At 56.6% G+C, this 15,818-nt stretch carries 9 protein-coding genes; 7 read left to right on the top strand and 2 right to left on the bottom strand.

What is annotated here, in order from left to right; translation table 11 throughout:
• Window positions 1–149 precede the first annotated feature (149 nt).
• Window positions 150–3,824: a glycosyltransferase gene (locus ACYAS9_RS08845; RefSeq protein WP_463567927.1), complete on the bottom strand. Its 3,675-nt coding sequence runs from the start codon at window positions 3,822–3,824 to the stop codon at window positions 150–152.
• 687 nt (window positions 3,825–4,511) lie between these two features.
• Here ACYAS9_RS08845 and ACYAS9_RS08840 point away from each other — a divergent pair.
• The 7 genes from ACYAS9_RS08840 (at window position 4,512) to ACYAS9_RS08810 (ending at window position 13,701) form a co-directional block, all read left to right on the top strand.
• A complete protein-coding gene (locus ACYAS9_RS08840) occupies window positions 4,512–5,939 on the top strand; it encodes a sialidase family protein (protein ID WP_463567926.1) in 1,428 nt (475 codons plus the stop codon).
• Between the two features lie 1,326 nt (window positions 5,940–7,265).
• Window positions 7,266–7,727, top strand: coding sequence for a hypothetical protein (locus tag ACYAS9_RS08835; RefSeq protein ID WP_463567925.1), 462 nt, complete (start codon window positions 7,266–7,268; stop codon window positions 7,725–7,727).
• Window positions 7,724–8,602: a toprim domain-containing protein gene (locus ACYAS9_RS08830; protein ID WP_463567924.1), complete on the top strand. Its 879-nt coding sequence runs from the start codon at window positions 7,724–7,726 to the stop codon at window positions 8,600–8,602. Before ACYAS9_RS08835 ends, ACYAS9_RS08830 begins: the two co-directional genes overlap by 4 nt.
• Complete coding sequence (locus ACYAS9_RS08825) at window positions 8,589–10,373, top strand: DUF927 domain-containing protein (protein WP_463567923.1); 1,785 nt, start codon at window positions 8,589–8,591, stop codon at window positions 10,371–10,373. Before ACYAS9_RS08830 ends, ACYAS9_RS08825 begins: the two co-directional genes overlap by 14 nt.
• A 358-nt stretch (window positions 10,374–10,731) precedes the next feature.
• On the top strand, window positions 10,732–12,363 hold the full coding sequence (locus ACYAS9_RS08820) for a DUF6311 domain-containing protein (protein WP_463567922.1): 1,632 nt from the start codon (window positions 10,732–10,734) through the stop codon (window positions 12,361–12,363).
• A gap of 6 nt (window positions 12,364–12,369) precedes the next feature.
• The gene (locus tag ACYAS9_RS08815) at window positions 12,370–13,314 is read left to right on the top strand and encodes a glycosyltransferase family 2 protein (protein WP_463567921.1); all 945 of its coding nucleotides are present in this window, start codon (window positions 12,370–12,372) and stop codon (window positions 13,312–13,314) included.
• Between the two features lie 21 nt (window positions 13,315–13,335).
• Complete coding sequence (locus ACYAS9_RS08810; protein WP_463567920.1) at window positions 13,336–13,701, top strand: GtrA family protein; 366 nt, start codon at window positions 13,336–13,338, stop codon at window positions 13,699–13,701.
• Between the two features lie 50 nt (window positions 13,702–13,751).
• On the opposite strand, the gene ACYAS9_RS08805 is transcribed toward ACYAS9_RS08810, so the two are convergent.
• On the bottom strand, window positions 13,752–15,812 hold the full coding sequence (locus ACYAS9_RS08805) for an ArnT family glycosyltransferase (RefSeq protein WP_463567919.1): 2,061 nt from the start codon (window positions 15,810–15,812) through the stop codon (window positions 13,752–13,754).
• Window positions 15,813–15,818 lie beyond the last annotated feature (6 nt).

Below are 15,818 nucleotides of genomic sequence, written 5' to 3'. Positions count from 1 at the left end.
TCGACGTTAACGTCAGGACGTATCATGAGAGGCTGGCGCCTGAAAATTTCAGGCGCCAGCCTCAGGGATCAGCTCAAGGCTGTATATGGAGCGTTGCTGGCAGGGTTACCGTTGAATAGTCATGGATGACTGATTTAATAGGGTCATATTTAGGTTCTTGGTTCAAGAATCTTGTCTGTCATTTCCAGGTATAAGCCTTTCAGCGTTTCAGTCTGCTCTGTGGCTGTTCTTTTAACGGCGGTGGTGGAAGAGCCCTTGTGCTTTTCGGGTGACAGATTGATGAAGTTCAATGCTTTTATCAGCATGTCTTCAGTCGGCTCGATCACATACCCATTTTCATGGTTGACGATATCCTCGCCTATGCCCCCCAGATTGCTGGCCACTACCCAGCAGCCACACGCGACAGCCTCTCTCGTAACGAGACCGAAGCTTTCGGGCCAGATAGAAGGTGCAAACAGCACATCAATTTGACGGTACAAGTCCACAATTTTGTCCTGATCGACGCGCCCGATAAACTTGACCGGCACTTTGCCCCAGAATGAGCGATGCTCGTACCCTTCATCCTTGGAGTGGTCCACGATGAGGAATTCCAGGTTTTTCGGTTGAGACTCCAGCACGGCTTCCTTAAGCAGATAATACCCTTTGTGTTCAGACATGCTGCCAATATGGCCACACACGACGTTCTCGGTATGGCTGGTATCTTTGGGGCTCCACGGTAAGTATTCAGAGATACCATTGGGGGTGACGTCAATATCACTGATGCCGTTGGCGCGGTAGATATCAGCAAATGCATTGGATACGGTTAAACGTTTTTCAGCACTGTTCAAAAGCTCTTTCAAATCCCGACGGCGCTCAATCGAGTCCGCCAGTGTCATGTTGGGTGCCAGTTCGATGAGCTGATAAGGGTCCGGGTGACCTTGAGAGTAGACTTTATCGTTATGGTCAACGAGGAACTGGAAGTCGGAGATCCACCAGGCATCGTGAGCGGTGACAATATAGGGAATGCCAAAATCTTTAGCTGCCTCCACGATCGAGGCAGTCAAGCGCTGGATACAGTGGAAGTGGATAACATCGGGCCGTTCCACCTCCAGAAACTCTGTGAACAGGCGATACATTTCCGGATCCCTTGGATGCCAGTCCATGTGCTCGCGCCACAGGGTTGTCACTTGATAAACACGGCAATCCTGATGGTTATAGACGGTCATCTGGTGGGCTGCGCGGTGCTCGGCATCGGCCGTGAAGACACACACATCAAGCTCTTCAGCGTGGTGTTTACGCAGCGCCGCAAAGTTATCCGCGATGACACGCGTCGCCCCACCAATCGATTGCGGCGGGAAGAATACGTTGACCAATGCCAGCTTTGGCTTGCGTGGCTGCGCGCTGGCAGTAGCACTTTCAAGCTGCTCAATCAGCTTGCCGCCAAGCGTCTGCAGACTGTAATCATCTTTGGCACGCTGCATTGCCGCCTGGCCCATGCGCTGACGAAGTTCCTGGCTGCCCGCGAGCTGTCTGAGAGACGAGTACCACTCCTCTGAAGTGGTTGCCAGGAATGCATCTTCGCCGTCGCGCACCACATCACGGTAGTTGGCAGTACTGCTAAGCACCGAAGGGATACCGAAGCAGGCAGCCTCGAACCACTTGAGTTCACTTTTACAGGCATTGATCAGGTCGTCGTGCAAAACGGCAATATTGATGTCCGCCTGCTCCAGCAACGACCAGTAGCCTTGCACGCTTTTTACTGCAGGCAACTGGCTGTACTGTTTGGCAAATCGGGTGAGGAACGCTTGAGGCAGACGCAAGTAGCCCACCACCACCAGGCGAGCCCGCGGGACCTCCTCAAGTACTCTTTCGATGGCCGGCAGGGCCTGCTCGATAAAGTCGCTGTTATGGGCCTGGGTCCCACTGCCATAGAAAATATCGATGGTCTGTTTTTGAGATTTGTTCTGTACACGGAATTGATTGAGATGGTCCAGACCGTTCCGGTGTAACCAGCAGCGCTGCTCTTGCACCAGCACGGCCAACTGCTCGCGCAACGGCTCGGTGGAGGCAATACCTTGGCGGCAAAGCTGGGCAGCGGCATTGAACAGCGCCATGCCGCGAGTCAGGTTTCGGTAAGTGTCCAGAGAAACATAGCCACCATAGGTCTCAATGGCCGGTGGGTATTCGGGAACGAACAACAGATCGTCGATTTCATACAGGCTCAGTTTGCCAGTGGCATTGACTTGGGCAATCGCCTTGATGACCTTGGGCACCGCCGGCACGCGATAGAAGATCACAACGTCGTGAACGGCCAAATCATTCTGGTGCTTTTCAAGCTCCGTCCAGTTGATGGCGGTGACTTCTTTGTCAAAAGCTTCCAGTTGCTCAATCTTTTGGTTGATGCGGTAGCGTTCACACTGAGGAATATGAAAGTCACCCACAATCAAGATGCGATCGGTATTGATATGGCCCAATGGAGGCAGTGTTAAAGTCTGCAGTACCTCGTCGTTCGGGCTTGACGGACGCGTTCCTTCTGGCGCGACCCTACCGAACATGGGCAAGTACGCTTGGTGAAGTCGCGTTGCGAAAAGACGAGCCTTTTCGATCATGTGCTCACGACTTCCAGTATCTACCCACGCCAGCAGTTCTGCATGAAGGCTGCTCCACATCTGCTCAGCTAGCCGCTCCAGCTCATCGTATTGCTGGCGGAAGTTCGGGTTACTGGCAATACCGCTGACCAAAACGTCAAAGGCTTCATCAAGACGGTAGAGTTTGGTCAGGCAGCGGGCTCGGTTGATGGCCGTCCACTTCAGCGCATTGGATAATGCGGCTGTCGCATTGTAATAATGCAAGGCAATGCTGACGTGCCCTTCGTCCAGGTAGGTATTGCCCAGTAGTTCCAAAGCCTGTGCCAGCGGCCCGAAGCTCAAGGCGGCCTCCAGTAAATGACGCCCTTGCACTCGCTGCCCGTGGGCAAGGTAGTACTTGCCCAATTTAAAGAAGGCCGCTTGAGTCTTTTCGGGTGTCTCTGCCAAAGCAATAGGCGCCACATTCCAGCCGAGAAAGGTCTCCAGAATGCCCTGTGGTTCCACCTCCATCCCGCGCTCGGCATTACGCGTTATAACCTCGGAGAGTGAGAATCCAGCAGGAATTAGGTTCGATGGAAGATTATGTTTTTTCGCCCATTCTGAGAGCGAAGGAACTCTGCCTTCCTCCTCACCATAATTTTTGAAGTGAGCATCCGCCATTGCTTGCGTTGTGATATTGGCAAGTACGAGGTCAGGATAAAGCGTCAGGTAAAATTTCAGCTCGACGCTGTTCGATTTTGAAAATTTGGAAGCCACTGATGTTGTGTCATGACTGTCAAGCAACGCATTCGCCAGTTCCGCCTCTCTCTCTGCATGGGCGGCGGATGCATAACGTTTTTCGTGGAAGCCGAAATGATGCCAATGATGCTCCAGCGCATCGTCATCCAGATGCGCCAAATCATGATAGCTTGCCCGGTAGTAGGCCAGATCTAATTCAATTTCCTGAGCGATGGTTTTTTTCGGCGTCAAAGAGGCTGTACTCTCATGAGTATCCAGCAACGCATTCGTCAGTTCAGTTTCTCTCTGTGCATGGGCAGCGGATGCATAACGCTGCTCCTGGGAGCCAAACTGATGCCAGTGATATTCCAGCGCTTCGTCATCCAGGTGCGCCAGATCAGGATAGCTTTCTCGATAGTAGGCCAAGTCCAACTCAACTTCAGAGCTGGTTTTTTTCGGAGTGACAGAGGCTGTACTAGATGCCTGATACGTGGGTTCTAACTGCGTCGATAGACTGGGTGATGTTTGCGTGGCGGTCATGTATAGCGCTCTTGTGAAGATCCGAAATCAGCAGCCGGAATAAGTGATGAAAACAGGGGGCTCATGTAGATGGAGCTTAAAAAGCAATCCCGCATTCTGCGGCAGGATGGTGGTTCGTACAATACCTGATCCATGGGCCAAACCTGCCTGCAAGGCCAGTTCGGGGTGCTTGGCTATCTCACGTCTTTGGCCGTAGGGTATATTTCTGTGGATTCCCTGCGCCCTGTTTTTCGAGGCTGTTTCGAAGCGCTCGGCTGTCGATATGGCAGGGCATTGCCCATTGTGACCGCCGCTGTGCTCTTTAGCATTTAGCACGTCAACTGAATCAGCCTACGCTTGCGTATGCCTTGATGCTGTTTCTGGTGATAGACATGATTCCAGGGGCTTCGGTGCTATCTACAAGTATCTGGCGGCGAAGGAGCGCGGCGCAGCGGTGGGGAGGTCGACCGCCTGCGGCGGATCTACAAGGCGTAGATGAAGGCAACCACGGACTAACACCTTCATTCCGCCCCTCCAACGCTGCCTACCCAGTAGTCAGTTGCGGAACCAGTCCGACGCATTGATGCCATAGCCATATCGCTACGTGTTCTGCGTCACGTAGCGCCTGTTGCGCGTACGGATCAAGTCGACGGTTGATGGTAAGTTGTATCGAAAAGCCAATCTGATCACAGAAAAGGAAAAGCATTGATGGATGCCCCGCTTATCGCCCCCTTGCCAAGTGGGGTATCGGATGCTTCAGCTATTATCATGGATGGCAAAGAGCATGCGCGCTTCGATACGAAGCTCAACCACTGGGTTCTGAATGCGGAGCCTCGCAAAACCGCGAATGTGCTCCAAGGCGTCACAGGTCATACAGATCGTCAGGGATCCCCCGAGATCCGCTCCTTGCCGGCCTCCGAAAGCGCCTTGATGTATTTAGCTAAAGATGACTCGCTTGCCTCGGAGGGCGATACGGCAAAACGCCAAAACTCTGCTACCGCCTCCATCGCTGAACAGCGGCCGCCAGTGGTCTTTGTGGACGCTCCAGCGCGTATCGAGCGAAACACAGATGATCCTGCTTACCTCTTGGCCAATCGCAAATACCAAGCCACGCCAACCATTGCCAGGACGGGGCCTGACCGATACTGGACCGCATGGCGGGCAGACAATGCCACTGCCGACGAGGGGCCTGGAAACTTCGTTGTCCTGGCCTATTCAAAGAACGGTGGCGAGGGCGTCAAAGAGTACGGCTACTTGACGTATTCACCCAGCTATCCAGGTAACCAAGTCATCGATCCGATGCTCTGGACCGATCCGGATGGACGCCTTTGGCTCTTCTATGGCGTCGTAGGAAACAACAAACGTTACGATGGTGTGGGCGGCTCATGGGCGGTGATCTCCGACAATCCGAATGCAAAGTCTCCTGTATGGGGTGAGCCATTTCGCTTGTCCTACCACGGGGTTCCACGTCACCCCGTCAAAGTTAATGACAAGTGGTATATAGCGGTGGATATCTGGCGGTTCTCTGCTGAATATCCTCCTCTCTACATGAATCATGTAGGGCCGCACATGTACGAGTTGGATTGGCACGATCAGAAGATCAAGTATGTCTCCCGACTTCCACCGAACAATAAAGGCCAGTACACCGGATTTTTCGAAACGGAGTTCGTACAAAAATCAGATGGGAGCGTCCTGGCCCTGCTCAGGTCGAAGGATAATTCGTCACAGATGCAGTATTCGGTCAGTAGCGATCTAATGCGGACGTGGACTCCATGGCAGGATTACACGGTTGTTGCACCGATCTCGTCGTCTCGCGCATGGCTGGGCCGGACGCCTTCGGGGCGCCTGCTACTGTGCTGGAACAATGATCTTGTGCGGCGGACGCTGACAGTTGGGATTTCCGATGATGACGGAGCTACATTCCAGTACAAACGCGTTATTGAGCCGGATTCTTCGGATCAGGCTTCGTACCCTGTTGTTACTTTTGGAGATAACGGCGAAATATTCGTTATTTACGACAACGGGCGCATTTCCAAGAAACAGATTAGAATTTCCACGCTTATCGAGCAGGAGATCATCTCAGGAACGAGTGTTCCCTTGGTCAAAGTCGTCAGCGACCCAGCTCATCATCCGTAAGGAATACCCCGGGTAACCGCAGGGAGCCGCTGCCATCACTCAAGGAGTTGTGATGCCAGGCCACCCTGTATACCTACAGCCCAAGGACGCCCATTGGGATCACTTAGTGTGGCGTCTTAGAAACAACCTTCTCTCTTCGTCTTTGCTTACCCGGTCTGCATAACGTTGGAGGCCAGTACCATGAACACTCCGGCTATTGAACTGACCGTCGAAGAGCATACCGGGCTCACTCGCCGCGTCAGATCCTCCACCATCAGCCAACAGGACGGACGCCGGGCCAAGCGGACCACCACATATGTCCTACGGCATGCAGCCTGTGCATAAGGTTGTGGGTGAGTGCGCTAATTACGGAGTGTCGTGTGTGAATTACGGCAAATCCGGCACATTTTCAGCGTTTGGAAAGTAGTGGTCGTAGTGCCGCCCATAGCCACAGGTTATGTCCTATTGACCAGGGCTTATAGACGTAAGCGTGCTTATCTTCAAAAACGAGTGTGTGTTCCCACCTGTTCCCACTTCTTTTTATCAGGTGGGAACGCTGCAAGCCGCGTGGTTGCTGGGTGTTCCCACCGTTCCCACTGTTCCCACCGATTTCAGGTTCCTGTGCAATCGTGCTTCGCTTTTTGAGCTTATGACCCCCTTCCATACACATGTTCCTGTGAATTCAAAAACGGTGGGAACAGTGGGAACGATGGGAACAGCCAGTATTTACGGGGGGTTTAGCGTTCCCACTCTGTTCCCACCTCGGTTTTGGTGGGAACAGATTCATAGCGCCTGGCCGGCAGGTTACGCACACACGGTTGCACGCAATGACGATGCCCGGTATGGTTCGCCGATCCGTGGTCAATCCCATGGTCGGGCGTGGAAACCCGTTGAAAAACTTGGCGCACGTAGCGCCCCATCACGATTGCAGGCGCTTTTTTTGTGCCCGCTTTTCTGTGTTATGGCGGCTGTGTGTGGGCAGGCTTCGGCCTGGCCGGGTTCCAAGTTTCCCGGTATTTCCACCCTGCACACAGCTGTCACCCAATCCCGTGGAAAGGATCGTGACAGCTCCATATCGAACTTGGAGTCACTCATGCATACCGTCAACACGTCCCAAAGTCGCGCTCTTGCTCATCGCCGTATGGCCCTTAGTGCCCTGCACGCTGACTCATCACTCGCTAGTCGTCTTGCCCGCTACAACCACCACATGGATCGCGCTCGTGCCTTTGAACAGGCAGGGGCTGCCAACGCCTCGACGTAATCCATGCCAAAACGGGGTCGCGGCCACTGCGATGGTGGCCGCGAGGGTGATCTGTATTCCAGGGCCATAGGGCCGGCGGAAAAGTAATGAAAAATCAAAACGGCGCACCGGCGCCAACGGGTTCGGCTTGCCTGAAAAAAGCCATCGACTCCTTGCAAGAGCTCTCTCCACGTCCTGATTACGCCATCGACCACACCGGCAAGCGGCGCGGGAAAATGACCGCCATTGCCTGGTATCGCTCAAGCAATATGGGCAAAGGCGCACTGTGGTTGTGCCGCTGCGAGTGCGGACTGTTCGAGTATCGGCGGCCAGGCAATTGGCAAAGCCGACCGCATCCGGACGACATGTGCGACACATGCCTGCGTGCCAAGGGGCCAAATTCCAAAGTCACCGCTCAAGCCCGACTCCGGCAGTGGACGGACGGATTGCGCAGCCTTGGCCTGACGCAGGACGAAATAACCCAGATAACCGCCTCAGGCAAAGCGGTAGAAACCCGAGGCAAGACGGCCGCTGAAATCCGCGAGCAGCTCGCCAAGGAACGGCCATGAAAATCGCCACGGTGTTATTTCGTGAGGTAATGCAATCGGTCCATGGGCCGCTCGATTGGCTTCCACTGGGCGACGGCGAGATTCATCGCTTTCATGTGCCAGGCGATAAACGAGGCCGGCTTAATGGCTGGTATGTGTTGTTCATTGATGCGATTGCCGCCGGTGCATTTGGCAGTTGGAAATCAGGAAGTTCGCACACCTGGTGCAGCCGGCAGCCACAGAACCACCAAGAAGCTGAACAGGTGCGTGAGCACACCGAACAGGCACGCCGTCGACGAGAGGCCGAGCGCTTACGCTGTCAGCTTCAGGCCGCTGATCTGGCGCTGTGCTGGTGGCGCAAGGCACCCGGCGCCGATCCCGCGCATGCTTATCTGGTGGCCAAGCAGACCGATCCATACAACCTTCGTCAGCGCGGTGACGAGCTGCTGGTTCCGCTGTATGCCAATGGCCAACTGGTCAACCTGCAACGTATTGGACCGGACGGTTCCAAACGCTTTTTAAGTGGCGCCAAGGTGCAGGGTAGCTATTCATCACTGGGCACCGTCATGCCGGATCAAGCGTTATGCATCTGTGAAGGCTGGGCCACCGCTGCCACGTTGCACCAGAGCGGCTACAGCGTTGCTGCCGCGATGAATGCCGGCAATCTCAAGCCTGTCGCACTGGCACTGCGCGCCCGATATCCCGACCTGCCGCTCATCATTGCCGGCGACGATGATCGACAAACCAAAGGCAACCCTGGCCGCACCTTCGCCAATGCCGCCGCCGTTGCAGCGGGCGCGCTGGTGACCTTTCCTGGCTGGCCTGCCGAGGCGCCGCTGGATCTCACCGACTACAACGACCTTGTTGTCTGGAGGCATGCCCATGGCCTCGTCTGAGTTCTCAGTAAACCTGAGCCCCAATGCCCCCCAAATAGTGCCCGATCGCCCTTGCTGGGCGGTGTACGAGCATTGGGTCAGCAACGAGAAAGGCCGTCGCCTCAAACCCGGTGTTTACTGGCATGGCTACAAACGGTTGATCGGCGACGATGAATCTGACGAAGAACAGAACCGCACCGCCACCGATGAATGGATTTCTACTCCTGTTACCGTCATCGCGCGCACTACCAACACGGACGACGGCAGCGAAGGCCGTCTGCTGCGTTTGCTAACCGACAATGGGCACAAGGAATGGATTATCGCGATGGAGGTATTCGGCGGCAGTGGCGAAGACGCTCGCCGCCAGTTGTTCGGCATGGGCGCGATCATTGGTCTCAAAAAGCGCGGCTCCTTTATGGAGTACCTGCTGGACCAGAAACCTGCCCAAGTCCTTATCACCACCAGCCGGCCGGGCTGGCATGAGTCGGGCGCGTTTGTGTTGCCCGGCCGTACCATCGGTAGCGACAAAGTGCGCTATCAGAGCAGCGGCAAGACTCAGTTACTGTTCAGCCGTCGAAGCACTATGGACGGCTGGCAAGCCGAGGTAGCGGCCAGATGCGCAGGCAACCCGGTGCTGACCCTGGCCATCGGTTGCGCACTCGCCGGCCCGCTGCTGAGTCTGGTGGGCGTATTGGGCGGTGGCGTGCATCTGGTCGGCGACAGTTCCAGCGGTAAATCGCTGGCGCAGCTGGTCGGCTCGTCGGTGTGGGGCGATCCGGGTGTGTTCGCCGCCAGTTGGGACATGACCAAGGGCGGCCTGGAAATTGAAGCGTCGAGTCGCAACGACACCATGTTGCCGCTGGACGAGATCAAGCGCGCCAATCCCAAGTCGGTGCAGGAAATGGCCTACTCGCTGGCCAACGGGCAAGGCAAAGGCACGATGACCCGCGACCGCGAGGCGCGCGGCAAACTGAGCTGGCGGCTGTTGGCGCTGTCCAGCGGCGAGCGCTCGTTGTCTGTGCATGCGGCCATCAGCGGCAACAGCGCTCATGCGGGCGCTGAGTTGCGGATGGTCGACGTGAATGCCGGCACGCGCACGCATCGCGCGTTTGATGAGCTGCATGGGCTGGCCGGCGCAGACTTTCATCGGGCGCTGACGGTGGCGGTCGGCAATCACCACGGCCATCTCGGGCCGGCCTTCGTGGAGTGTTTGCTGGCCAGTGATGACCGGCCCGGTTTGCTGCAGGCGTTCGCCGACGTGCGGGCGCAGTTCGTTGAAGACAACGCGCAGGCGGGTCGGGTGGCGGATCGCTTCGCGGTGATCGCGCTGGCCGGGGAAATGGCCATCACCTACCAGCTATTGCCCTGGTCACCGGGCAGCGCCCTGGCGGACTGCCTGTTGCTCTATGGGGAATGGCTGGCGCGGGTGGGCAGCGGTAATGCCGAAGACCGGCAGATTCTGGCGGGCATTTCAGACTTTATCGACAAGCACGGCAGCAGCCGATTTTCCGACATCAACGAAGCGATGATCGATGCCAGGGTGAATAACCGCGCCGGGTATTGGGAGCTGGTGGGCGACAGGCGGCTGTATCTGTTCAACAAACCGGCGCTGATCGAGGCGGCCAACGGGTACGGTCTGGCGCGGATCGTCAAAGCGCTGGACGGGGTTGGCGGCCTTGCCCGGCGCGACAACGACCGCAAGCGGTATACCAAGAAGTACCGATTGCCGGGTGGAGGGTTTGCGGGGCTGTATGTGGTGGATCCTGAGGTAGTGGATGCTGAAAACAGCTGATGCTGCCGGGGTTGTTTAGGCCCTGAATAACGGGTGGGCTGCGGGCGGCGATCCGCCTCTGCTGGCGATGACGGGGTAAAAGTGCAGTAAATGACCCTTTCGCCAGCAGAGCTGCTTTCCACAGCTCTCTATGAATCAAAGCGTTCTGTGTTGTGTTTGATGAACCCGCGCACTGCCCTGCCCGTGTGTCGACACTTACCGTTCTCTGGTATTCTCCGGCGCCTCTCAAGTTACATATTCGACTCTATCGCCAGCGCACTTATGGCTGTGCTTGTACGCGCGATGGCGAAGACCGTTAGGCAATTATTGCCTAACGCACCGGTCTGGCTGTCGCCTCCATTGCCTCACAGGATTTGCAATGCGTGACAACCAATTGAAGTCGACCGGGCTGGCCGGGCTGTTTATCGCGGTAGGCATTGCGGTGTTTTTCATACTCCGCTATTTCCCGGATGGTTTTCTGCTCGGCACCTCGTCGTACTGGAATACCGAAACCGAAGATGTCACGCAGTACATTTCCGGGTTCAATGCTTACTTCCAGGCACCGTTCAGCTGGCCATTGCTGGCGTTCGACAGTTTTAATTACCCGGTGGGCACGCGAGTCACGTTTCTTGATGCGCTGCCGCTGTATGCCCTGCTGTTGAAAGTGTTCGTGCCGGCGCATTTCGCGCCGTTCAATCCTTTTGGTGTATGGATCGCCCTGGCGATTGTCCTGCAGGCGGTGTGTGCCTGGTGGATCCTCAAAGAGCTGCGCCTTGCTTCATGGATGGCCCTGATCACACTGGTGGTGTTGTTCGTATTGTCGCCGGCGTTTCTGGCCCGGGTACCGCATACCTCGCTGTTCTCGCAATGGATCGTGCTCGGTGCGCTGGCGCTTTATATCCGTTCTGTGCGCCTCTCGCAGCTGCGCCCGGTGGTGTGGACGCTGTGGCTGGCCATGTCGTTCTACTTGAATATCTATCTGTTCACGATGGCGACGGCGATCTACATCGCGACTTTTTTCACGGTGCGCGGTTACCAGCACCTGCGTCAGCTGGCCTGGGCGGCGCTGCCTGTGGTGGTGATCGGTGTCAGCCTGTTTATTACCCTATTGCCGCTGCCGAGGGAGGCCATCGCGCCAGAGGGCGGCTTCGGGGTTTACTCGATGAACCTGTTGTCACCCATTTCCGGTGCCAGTCTGTTCAAGATCCCGAACCCCTCCATGCCCGGCCAGGGCGAGGGTTATAACTATTTGGGGCTGGGCGTCATCCTGGCGTTCCTCGTGGCGCTGCGCTTGAACCAGACGCACCAGGCCTTTGTGTTCAGCCGGCATCGGGCGCTGTTTGTCCTGATGCTGCTCTTCACCCTGTACGCCCTGTCGGACCATGTCTATTTCGGCACCGTCGAGGTGTTGACCCTGGACTACCCGGACTTCATGGATGTGCTGACGTCGCAATTCCGGGCTTCGGGACGGTTTTTCTGGCCGGTTGGCTACTGCGTCATCGTATTCACGGTGGTTGTTATTTACCGCAATACACGTCGGCTGACGTTTGCGGCGTTAATGCTGGCGTTGCTGTTTGTGCAAATCCAGGACTTGCGCAAGATACGGCATAACTTTGTTGAAATGACCACGCGGCCGGAAAGCCGGATCCTGACCCAGAGTCTGTGGGACGCCGAAATCGGCAAAGACATCGGCCATCTGTATTTCTACCCGAAATTCCGCTGCCCTAATCCGGGTGTGCTGCAAACCCTGATGCCGCTCATGCGTTATTCCGCAGAACGCAATCTGACGCTCAATACCGGTTACATCGCCCGGCACCAACCGGCCTGCGACATGGGCAGCCTGCAGGCTGAGATAGGTAAGGCGGACTTGTCGCGTTCAGCCTTTATCTTCAACCAGGCGGTGTATGAAGCGGTGGAGTCGATACAGCCGTTGTTCCCGGCGAACGTGACGTTGCACTGCAATCGCGTTGACTTCGCTTATGTCTGTAAAGCCCAGGCGTCCAAGGAGTAAGCCGTAATGAACTCTGCCGCTCGCAAGAAAATATCGCTGGTCGCTCCGTTCTATAACGAAGAAAAAGGGGTGTTTGCGTTCTTTGAAAGGATCGAGGCGCTCAGGCTGCACTTTCAGGACCGCTATGACCTTGAAGTGATTGCCATCAATGACGGCAGCCGCGACAACACCCTGGCCAGACTGGTCCAGGCCAAAGCCATTTGGCCGTTTATCAAGGTGATCGATTTTTCGCGCAACTTCGGCAAGGAGGCGGCGATTTCTGCAGGCCTGGATCATGCCAGCGGCGATGCCATTGTGCCGATCGACTCGGACTTGCAGCACCCGCCCGAGTTGATCATCGAGATGGTCGAAAAGTGGGAAGAAGGCTTTGAGGTGGTACTGGCCAAGCGCAAGGACCGCGACACGGATCGCGCGGTGCAACGGGTCACGGCCAACTATTTCTACCGGTTGCACAACAGTATTTCGGACATCGATATTCCCGCCGACGTGGGCGATTTCCGGTTGATGGATGTCAAGGTGGTGGAGGCGATCAGGGCGTTGCCCGAGAGCCGTCGCTTCATGAAAGGGTTGTTTGCCTGGGTCGGTTTCAAGACCACGACCGTCGAGTACAAGGTCGCCGCTCGGGAGCACGGCCACACCAGTTTCAACACCTGGAAGCTGTGGAACTTCGCCATTGAGGGCATTACCAGTTTCAGTTCCGTGCCGTTGCGGGTCTGGACGTATCTGGGTTTTGCCATTTCTTCGCTGGCGTTTCTGTACGGTATTTACCTGATCTTCAAAACCCTGATTTTTGGTATCGATACACCTGGCTATGCGTCGATCATGATCGCGATTCTGTTTACCAGCGGTGTGCAACTGATCGGCATCGGGGTATTGGGGGAATACATGGGCCGTATTTTTACCGAAAGCAAACGGCGGCCCGTGTACATAATTCGCGAGATCATCAGTTAAGTGAACGCTATCAAGTCACTCATGAACCTGCAGTTCATGACTTTTGCGGTGATCGGGGTGTGCAACACCCTGATCCATGCAGGCGCCGTTATCGTCGGGGTTGAATACCTGCATTTCAGCCCAACACTGGCCAACGGCGTCGCCTTTATGATCGCCAACCTGGTGTCCTATTTCCTCAATAGCGCCTTTACCTTCAAGACCCCGGTAAGCCTGTACAAGTATTACCGGTTCTTTGTGGCCTCGTTGCTGTCGTTGGGGCTGACCCTGCTCATTGCCTACATCGGCACGTTGTTGCAGGTGCACTATCTGTTCAGCCTGCTGGCCGCGATCTTCATCGTGCCGGTGCTCAACTTCTTCGTGCTCAAGGCCTGGGCGTTCGCTAAATGAGGGCGTCTGGCACCGCCCGCGCAGGGTTTGGTGCCAGACGTAACAGGGCTTTAGTTGACCGGGGTGATTTCCAGTTGTTTGAGGCCGATGCCCAGCGCTCTATTGTCCTCACTCAGGCCGAGCGACTTGGGTGAGGTTGGCGCCGGAACCTGGATCGACAGGTTACGCGCATTGCCTGAGGAGGTGATGCGCACCGTCTGCACCGTGCCGTTGGCAATCAGCGGGTAACGCTTGCCCTCGACTTCAAGATTGAAGGTCTGGTTGCTGTTGGGGCCAAAGCCTGTGGCCGCCAGGCTCAACTGGAAGGTGACTGGCAGAGGTGCGGAAAGCCGGATGTTCACGTGATCCCCCAGCGACCAGGTGCCCCACTCTTCGGCATGCGACAGGCCATTGATCCGCGCAATCGGTTCGGGCCTCAAGTCTTTGGTGAAATCCACCCGCAACGGGTACAGGCCGGAAATCTTCCGCGCGAGCGAATAGCCATTGAAATACATCACATCGAACTCATTTTCGGCAAAGTCGATATCGCCGACGCCCAGAATCCACGTGATGCTCTCAGGCGTCTGCGAGGCACGGTAGCGCTGGCCTGGCACATAGGACAGGTCGCGGGTCGCCTGGCGGTTATCCAGGTAGACCAGCGTGCGCAAGGTCAGCGCTTCGCCGCCACCGATCACGGCCAGCTTCGACAGTTCGTCGTAGGGCAGGTAACTTCTGGCGAACAGACCGGCTTTGTCATACCCGTCTGCCACGAGGCGCTGGCGCACTTCGGCGTTGCTGTAGACCGTACTGATGCCCACGGACAGCGGCAGGTACACACAGACAAAAAACAGGCCGCCCAGGCGCGCCGACTTGTACCAGAGCAGGACCGCCAATGCCGAGAGGCTGGCCAATACCATGAATGCGCGCGGGTTCAACGTGTAACCGCGCAGTTCAGGGTTGTCGACCGGGCTGGTGATGAACGGCTGCATATGGGTAAGCGCCGCGTAGCCCAGAATGCCCAGTACCAGTGCCGCGACTGCCAGGCGCCAGTATTTGAGGTGCGCGCCGTGCTCGCGATTGAGTTGCGCACCGGCGGCGATGAACAGCAGCGGCAGCATGAAGTCGTAGTAGCGCATGTGGATGCGCAGGGCGCTTTCGACGGCGTTGGCGCCGCTGACCGAGGCAGAGAACAAGGCAACGGCCGCCAGCAGGTTCAGCAGCACCACCAAGGTAAAGAATGCGATGCGCTCATCGCCTTGCCAGGACCTGCCGGCGATGGCCTTGAGCGAGCCGAACACGATAATGGCCAGTGCCGCGCCGAACATCAGGGTATTGGCCAGTACATGGCCTTCGATGATGACCGGCAAGACCTTGAAGATTTCAATCAGTCGTTGCAGCGTGCCGGTGCTCGATTGCAGGGTCGAGCTGTAGAAGCTGCCGAAGAAGGTCAGGCCGGCCTTGCCCGCGAGCAGGACGCTGACGATGAATTTGGTCGCCAGCATCGAGACGACGAACAGGGCGGCATTTTTCAGGCCGTTGACCAGCCACTGCTGGGTGTCCTTGTACGAGAAGAACAGGATGCACAGGCAGAAACCCGGAATCACCAGCAGCGCGTGCGGCTTGACCAGCGCCGAGCAGCCCATCAGTGCGCCAAATATCAGCCACTGGCTGGCCGGTGCGTTGGCTTTGAGGCGCAGGAAATACCAGACGCTGACCCAGAACGTCAGAAAGAACAGCGGCTCGGGCATGTAGTACGCGGTGTAGCTGTTGACCGGCCCCAGCAAGCTGATGGCCACGATCAGCAGAGCAACGGCAGGGCTGCAGAAGCGCCGCGCCGTGGCGTGGATGAACGGCGCCGCTGCGACAAAAAACAGGACGTTGAAGAACTGCGAGCAGATCAGGGTGGCGTTGCCACACACGCTGGTCGCCTTATAGATGGCGATGTACAGATAGCCCGGAATAGGCGCTTCCGGGAACGTCATCAACCGCGACATCACGTTGTAGGTGTATTCATCGCCCATGACCGCAGGGTACAGGCCTGCGGAGCGCACCATCAATAAAACCAGGGCGAGCACCATGATGCCCATGAGCACGACAGGTGCACTGAGTCGGGCCCCATTCGAGAATTGCATGACTGC

Source organism: Pseudomonas sp. HP_08, from assembly GCF_055284095.1.
This window is presented reverse-complemented; position numbering and strand designations above follow the sequence as displayed.